Consider the following 5,651-nt stretch of genomic DNA (forward strand, 5'->3'; position numbering starts at 1 on the left):
CGGGGGGGGAAAGGGGGGGGTACAAAGTTTGCTTGAATTGAAACGTTAGCTTCAAATACTGCTTTGTCTATTTCCTGTAAAGATTTTACATCACGAGCAGGGGGAAACTAGAACTATTGAGTAGAACCCCATATCTTTAATTGTCAAGGTGCAGATAGCGTAGTGGTTAGACTACATGGGTTTTTAAAGCGGTTGATTACCCTATCCGCTCTACTTACATGGTAGCTATTTGGCCTGAGTAGGTCAAGACCCTTACAAGAAGAAGTTATTCGAGATTTTGTCAGGAGACTGGACGCTTATTTTTAATCGTGCTTCGTGTCACTGAGCCTTTACGTTGAGCCTTTACATTGAGCCTGTCGAAATGTGTCGAAGTGCTGTTTTATATTGGCGCTTGGTTTCATCCCGTCCCTAAAAGCGACGGGATGAAACCCCGACATTTGAGATAAAATTTATAATCGGAATCCTTTGGATATTCCCTAGACCAGAGCGATTAACGAAAATTATCAAAAAATGATACAAGATAAAAAACCCACGGTGATCATTACTGGGACAACTTCTGGAGTCGGTCTCTACGCCGCTAAATCCCTTGCTCAAAGAGGTTGGTTTGTGGTTATGGCCTGTCGGGATATCCCGAAAATGGAACAGGCTGCCAAGGAATTGAACATTCCCCGGGATAACTACTGTATTGAATTTATCGACCTCGGTTCCCTCGATAGCGTCCGGCGCTTCGTTAAAAATTTCCGGGCCTTGGGCCGCTCTCTAACCGCTTTAGTCTGCAATGCCGCTATCTATCTGCCTTTGCTCAAAGAACCCTTAAGAAGTCCCGACGGTTATGAATTGAGCATGGCCACCAATCATTTAGGTCATTTCCTGTTGTCGAATTTGCTCTTGGAAGATCTAAAAAATTCTCCCTCTCCCGACCGCCGTTTAGTCATTCTCGGCACTGTCACCCATAATCCCGATGAATTAGGCGGTAAAATTCCTCCTCGTCCCGATTTGGGCGATTTGGAAGGGTTTGCCAAGGGTTTCAAAGAGCCGATTACTATGGCCGACGGCAAAAAATTTGAATCGGTCAAAGCCTACAAAGATAGTAAGGTGTGTAATGTTCTCACCATGCGGGAACTGCACAAACGCTATCACCAATCGACCGGAATCACTTTTACTTCCCTCTATCCGGGTTGTGTGGCCGATACACCCCTTTTCCGCAACCATTACCCCTTTTTCCAGCAGTTTTTCCCCTGGTTCCAGAAAAATATCACCGGTGGCTATGTTTCCCAAGAATTAGCCGGGGAAAGAGTCGCTATGGTGGTTGCTGACCCCGAATACCGTCAATCCGGTGCTTACTGGAGTTGGGGCAATCGTCAGAAAAAAGAGGGTAAATCCTTTGTTCAAAGGGTTTCTCCTCAAGCTCGCGACGATGAAAGAGGCGCAAAAATGTGGGAATACAGCGCTAAATTAGTCGGATTAGCCTAATTTCCGATTTTGAGCCTGAAAAAGGACACAAGGTAACTTGTGTCCTTGTGGAAACGGGGAGCGCCGGAGCAGCAAGAAACAATCCATAACTGGGTTTTTAAAGTTCGATTAGCAGTTAATGATACTATTAAAAACGGATTTGGTATTATTCCGATTTTACTGCAAGCTTTTGCCAATCTTGACGGAAAAGATTAGTCAACTTTCCTCAAAAATTACTTGATCGATAAAAATTTTTAAGTCAGAAAATTCAAAAATTGCTGGATGATAAAAGCATTAAACAAATCAATAAAAAATGCCCCCACCAAAGGAACAATAATAAATGCCTGGGGAGAAGCCCCAAAATGTTCCGTCACCGCGGTCATATTGGCGATCGCTGTGGGAGTTGCCCCTAGAGTTAAACCCAAATAACCGGCGCAAACTACTGAAGCATGATAGTTTTTTCCCATTACGGGAAAGACCAGTAAAACAGTATAAATAATGCTGAGTGAGAACTGCACTAATAACAGGATAGCAATCGGTCCGGCCAAATCGATCAATGTCCATAATTGTAAACTCATCAAGGACATAGATAGGAATAAACCGAGACTAACATCAGAAATTAAGGCTAAAGAGGGCGTATTAGCGGGCCAAGGAAAGCGTTTCAACACCAAAGGTACGGTATTAGTCAGGATAATTCCTGCCAATAAACAGGGGACAAAATCCGGTAATTTTAAACCAAGGGGAGTTACCCAGTAGTTAATCTGATTACCTAAACCGATAGTTAAACCAATCACTAAGATTGAATGGAGCATTGTATTGTAATCGATATTGACATTCCTCTGGCTTTGTTTAATTCCCACCGTTAAATCTTGGTCTTGATTATTGGCTCGCAGTCGATTTCTAGTAATTAACCATTTAGCCACCGGTCCGCCAATAATTCCCCCTAAAACTAGCCCAAAAGTAGCACTAGCTACACCGATTTCTGATGCTTTGGCGATGCCATAATTATCACGAAAAATAGAAGCCCAAGCAATGGCAGTCCCGTGACCCCCACTCAAAGAAACGGAACCAGCAATCAAACCGATGGGTAAATCTAATCCCATCACTTTTGCCACTCCTAACCCAGCTAAATTTTGTAGAATGAGATAAACCACGGCGGTTATTAATAAAATTAGCAAGGGTTTACCCCCTTGCAGCAGGGTTTTTAGTTTTGAGGACAGCCCGATAGTAGTAAAAAAAACGATTAACAGGGCATCCCGAACATTAAGGGTAAATTCGATTTGCCATTTAAAAACAGCAAAAAATAGACCGAAAAATAAGGAAGCTAAGACACCACCAGCAACGGCATCAGGAATGTTATAGTCTTGCAGAAATTTGATATTTTTGGTTAAATACTTACCGAGATAGAGGACTAGAATAGCCATAATAATTGTCTGGCGTTGGCTAAATTGGTAAATTTCCATTTTCTTAATCTTAGTTCTCCAAGATGCTCTACTTAAGTTTAGTCCTAATTTTCAGTAACAATAAATCCGCTTATTAAAAACTTATTATTTATTCTCCGTTTTGCATGAGTGCCTCTTGCATGAGTGCCTCTCCTCATAAGTAGCCTATACTCAACGGATTTAGTATAACAACCTTATCTTTAAGAAAGCCGCCATGAAAAAGGACACAAGGTAACTTGTGTCCTTCCCGAAGCTAGGAACTTAATTTTTATTTAGCGTCGGAGAATTCCGCATCGATGACATCATCGCCACCACCAGCACCACCAGAGGGGCCATTGTCGTCATTGCCACCGGTGGGATTACTAGGGGCCCCTTGCTGATACATACTGCTACCGATCGCGTAGAGGGCTTGTTGTAATTCCGGTAGGATGGTTTTGATCTTACTATCATCGTCTTGAGCGATCGCTTCTTCCAGTTCCTTAATCAATGCCTGGGCTTTATTTTTCTCGGATGGGGGAACCTTATCGCCCAACTCGGCTAACTGCTTCTCAGCTTGATAAACCACGTTTTCAGCTTGATTTTTGCGTTCAATGCGTTCGCGACGTTCCTTATCGACTGCGGCGTTCGATTCTGCCTCATTAACCATGCGTTCCACTTCATTTTGGGGCAAGGTAGAAGCGCCGGTGATGCTGATCGATTGTTCTTTTCCTGTACCTTTATCCTTAGCGGTGACATTTAAAATACCGTTAGCATCGATGTCGAAGACCACTTCGATTTGAGGCACACCACGAGGAGCGGGAGGGATACCATCGAGTCGGAAAGTTCCCAAACTCTTGTTATCTTTGGCCATTTCCCGTTCCCCTTGCAGGACGTGGATTTCCACGTTAGTTTGTCCATCTACTGCCGTGGAGAAAACTTCCGATTTTTTGGTGGGGATAGTGGTGTTGCGGGTAATAATCCGCGTCATCACACCGCCGAGGGTTTCCACACCCAAAGACAGGGGCGAAACATCAAGCAGAAGAATATCTTTGACTTCACCAGCGAGGACACCACCTTGAATAGCGGCACCTACGGCTACCACTTCATCGGGGTTAACGCTTTGGTTAGGATCTTTGCCCAGAACTTTTTTAACTAATTCTTGAACGGCGGGAATCCGGGTTGAACCACCGACGAGAACCACTTCATCGAGGGCAGATTTATCGATTTTGGCATCACGGATGGCATTTTCGACGGGAATCCGACAGCGATCGATTAAATCGGCGCAAATTTCCTCAAATTTAGCTCTGGTTAAAGTGGTATCTAGGTGTTTTGGTCCTTCGGCGGTAGCGGTGATGAAGGGCAGGTTAATTTCCGCTTGGGTAACGCTAGAAAGTTCAATTTTGGCTTTTTCTGCCGCTTCTGTGAGACGTTGCAGGGCTTGTTTATCTTGACGGAGATCTATTCCTTCAACTTTTTTGAATTCTCCGGCTAAATAATCGACGATTTTTTTATCGAAGTCATCACCACCGAGATGAGTATCTCCAGAGGTAGCGAGAACTTCAAAGACACCATCACCCACTTCTAGAACCGATACGTCAAAGGTTCCCCCACCCAAGTCAAAAACGAGAATGGTTTCGTTAGCTTTTTTGTCTAATCCGTAGGCAAGAGAGGCGGCAGTGGGTTCGTTGATAATGCGGAGAACTTCAATCCCAGCAATTCTACCGGCATCTTTGGTGGCCTGACGTTGGGAGTCATTAAAATAAGCGGGTACGGTGATGACTGCTTGGGTAACGGTTTCGCCGAGGTATTTACTGGCATCTTCCACCAGTTTCCGCAGTACCTGGGCGGAAATTTCTTCGGGGGAGAATTGTTTGCCCTGGGCGGGACAGTCTAATTTAACGTTGCCGTTGCCGTCTTGGAGAGTTTTGTAGGATACTTCTGTGGCTTCGTTGGTAACTTCGTTGAATTTCCTGCCGATGAAGCGTTTGACGGAATAAAAAGTATTTTGCGGGTTCATTACCGCTTGACGTTTGGCGATTTGTCCTACTAGGCGATCGCCACTTTTGGCGTAGGCGACGACTGAGGGCGTGGTTCTAAATCCTTCGGCGTTGGCGATAACGGTGGGTTTGCCCCCTTCCATAACCGCGACGCAGGAGTTAGTCGTCCCTAAGTCAATTCCAACTACTTTTCCCATAATCTTTGTGCTGCTCCGATACAACTATAGTGACTTCTAGAATCGGAACTGTACTCGGTTTTTAGGCGATACCCACCCCTATCAGTTCCTTCGTTATCTCTATAGTGCAAAATAACCCCGCTTTCTCGATAGTGTAGGTATCCGAACCTTTTTGGTAGTATTGCTAATGTCAGTTCGGGATCAAAGAGTTAGTGGTGAAGGAAAGGAGTCAGAAGTGAGACAAACTCTTAGTTCTTACCACTCCATGCTCGCTCTCCTTGGTTTCCCTGGAGTGGTGGTGGAAATCCCTCACTTCCTCTCTTTTAAGTAGAAAATATGAATCTCAGACATCAAGATCATTACCAGAGTTCAGAAATTTACCGCACTTTACGGCTCTTCTCGACTTTGTGTGATAATTTTTGCTTATGGAATCGTGAAATGCTTATCGGGCAAGACTTTTAGGGCTATTTTGCGGAAGAAAGTATCAGTATAGACCTCGTTTCCACACAGAAACCAGAAGAGCCACTTTACTTTATTAATAACTGAAAGATCGTGCTAAGTAGGGAGGCACAATTATTTGTAGGATGGGTTAGCGGTAGCCTAAC

4 protein-coding genes are annotated in these 5,651 nt (G+C 44.3%); 2 read left to right on the forward strand and 2 right to left on the reverse strand.

What is annotated here, in order from left to right:
- Positions 1-510: 510 nt before the first annotated feature.
- The gene (locus PX636_RS09470) at positions 511-1,473 is read left to right on the forward strand and encodes a protochlorophyllide reductase (protein WP_002795465.1); all 963 of its coding nucleotides are present in this window, start codon (positions 511-513) and stop codon (positions 1,471-1,473) included.
- A gap of 39 nt (positions 1,474-1,512) precedes the next feature.
- Complete coding sequence (locus PX636_RS09475) at positions 1,513-1,668, forward strand: hypothetical protein (protein WP_288116907.1); 156 nt, start codon at positions 1,513-1,515, stop codon at positions 1,666-1,668.
- Between the two features lie 38 nt (positions 1,669-1,706).
- Here the strand turns inward: PX636_RS09475 and gltS are convergent, their stop codons facing one another.
- The gene (gltS, locus tag PX636_RS09480) at positions 1,707-2,915 is read right to left on the reverse strand and encodes a sodium/glutamate symporter (protein WP_288116909.1); all 1,209 of its coding nucleotides are present in this window, start codon (positions 2,913-2,915) and stop codon (positions 1,707-1,709) included.
- 247 nt (positions 2,916-3,162) lie between these two features.
- Positions 3,163-5,067: a molecular chaperone DnaK gene (gene dnaK, locus PX636_RS09485; protein WP_002795470.1), complete on the reverse strand. Its 1,905-nt coding sequence runs from the start codon at positions 5,065-5,067 to the stop codon at positions 3,163-3,165.
- Between the last annotated feature and the right edge of the window lie 584 nt (positions 5,068-5,651).

Origin of the sequence: Microcystis sp. M53598_WE2 (assembly GCF_030067735.1) — a bacterium.
In the GTDB taxonomy this organism is placed as follows: Bacteria; Cyanobacteriota; Cyanobacteriia; order Cyanobacteriales; family Microcystaceae; genus Microcystis; species Microcystis aeruginosa.

Coding starts and splice junctions, on each gene's coding strand:
- PX636_RS09470 (WP_002795465.1), top strand. CDS start 511: ATGATACAAGATAAAAAACCCACGGTGATCATTACTGGGACAACTTCT.
- gltS (WP_288116909.1), bottom strand. CDS start 2,915: ATGGAAATTTACCAATTTAGCCAACGCCAGACAATTATTATGGCTATT.
- dnaK (WP_002795470.1), bottom strand. CDS start 5,067: ATGGGAAAAGTAGTTGGAATTGACTTAGGGACGACTAACTCCTGCGTC.